Here is a 1,669-nt window from a genome sequence, read left to right on the forward strand (position 1 = left end):
CAGTCTTTTAAACGGCTTACCTCTGAACGCAATTCGTTATTTTGGTTTTTCAGCTGTACAATTTCACTTTTCAACTGCTTGTTTTCAGAAACTGCATCCATCGCATAACTTCTTAACTTCTGATTTTCTTGTACAAGATCCGTAGTCTGCAAACGCTCATAATCTTTTTTTATGGTCACCGCTGCATTAATTCGGTCCTCCATGCTTTTTAATTGTTTAGGAGAGAAAACAGTATTTTCGGTTTCTGTCTTAATAATTTCAGGTTTCCCTATCATTTTGGGTTTCACTTCGGTCTTAATCTCTTTCGGCAAATCTTTTTTAAATCTGAAATTCCGATCGGGAACTGCTTCAAGATTCATTTTAATTTTTTGGTCAATCGATGCCAATTGTTCATTTTTTTCTAGTAAATCCTTTTCCTTTTCCCCTAAACTCATTTCAATTTCTTTTAAATCTTTTTGTGTTTCTTGAAGCTTATAACGGGTCACATCCAAATGTTTTGCACCCGATTTTTCCTGTCCACGCTCCAGGTCAATTCCGTTTTCTTTTAGATGGTCCACGTAATCTGTTTGAACTTGTGCCATTTCGTCGCGATTTTTTATAAAATGCTTTCGACTAATCGTCAGCACATCTTCTTTTCTGCGCCCATCATATTTTTTAACGAGTGGAACAGCCACCACGTGTAAATGTGGAGTTTTCTCATCCATGTGAACGACCGCATGAAGCACATTTTTTTCTTCAATCCCGATTTTTTCTGTAATAAAATCAAGCGAAGTTTTTGCCCAGTTTTCAATTTCCTCTTTTGATTTTCCTTCAAAATATTCAGGGCTGGCACTCAATAAAAATTCACAGGCCACGTCCGATTTATCATCGTTTATTTTATTATGAAAAGATTTCTGTCGACTTTTTCGAGTCGTTTTCATTTGCTCATCATGCTGTTTTTTTAAATCACTTGTGACTTCCTCAAACATGAAATTGTAATTTCCACCGCAACTTTTTAGCGTGATATTTTCGTGGGAACGCTCACGATCAATGTCTGAATTCGTTTCTGAAATTCTGTCGACATTGTGTTTTCCAATACCTCGCAAGTCACCAGTCGTTTTAATTCCGCTGACTCGTAGAATGGCTTTGGCCATGAAAACACCCCTTTTCTATGTACCGTTTATGGTACAGGAAAAAGGGGTGCATTGGAACATAAAAGTGCCAATAAGAGAACGCACTAGCATATTGGCATTGGGAACTCCGTTGTTCCCTTGCCAATATGTGCGCTCTACGAGGTTGAAACCTTGGGCTTTGCCCAAACCCACAAGGGAGAAGTTCTCCCTTGACCCCCTCCAAAAAGCTCCCCCAACCCCCTCACTTTTTGAGGGGGCTCCCTCGCCGGTAGGCAGAAACAAACGTGGGTTTGTTTCAGTGCCAAGAGGGTTTGGGTTTGGCGAAATTCGTCAACTTCTTAAATTCCCTTCACTTCGTTTCGGTCAGACATTTACCGTTGACTAATGCCAAGCCTTTCCCTCAACCGATTACGAGCAGTAGCACAAATTTAAAAATAACCGTTGCCCTTTTCGGCAATGGTTATTTTTTGTATCTGCTCCTCATGTATCTCAAAATAAAAAAGAGCAGCCGCAGCTACTCTTAATTTTACTTCTTCAACAATCGCGCCCGATTAAAG

1 protein-coding gene is annotated in these 1,669 nt (G+C 39.7%); it reads right to left on the reverse strand.

Translation table 11 applies throughout. The features are described 5' to 3' along the window. Nucleotides 1-1,133, reverse strand: a 1,133-nt coding sequence (gene mobV / locus AWV70_RS08295; RefSeq protein ID WP_060206047.1) for a MobV family relaxase, incomplete at its 3' end; no start/stop codon positions are given. Between the last annotated feature and the right edge of the window lie 536 nt (nucleotides 1,134-1,669).

The sequence above is a fragment of the Sporosarcina koreensis genome, assembly GCF_001531445.1.
In the GTDB taxonomy this organism is placed as follows: Bacteria; Bacillota; Bacilli; order Bacillales_A; family Planococcaceae; genus Sporosarcina; species Sporosarcina koreensis_C.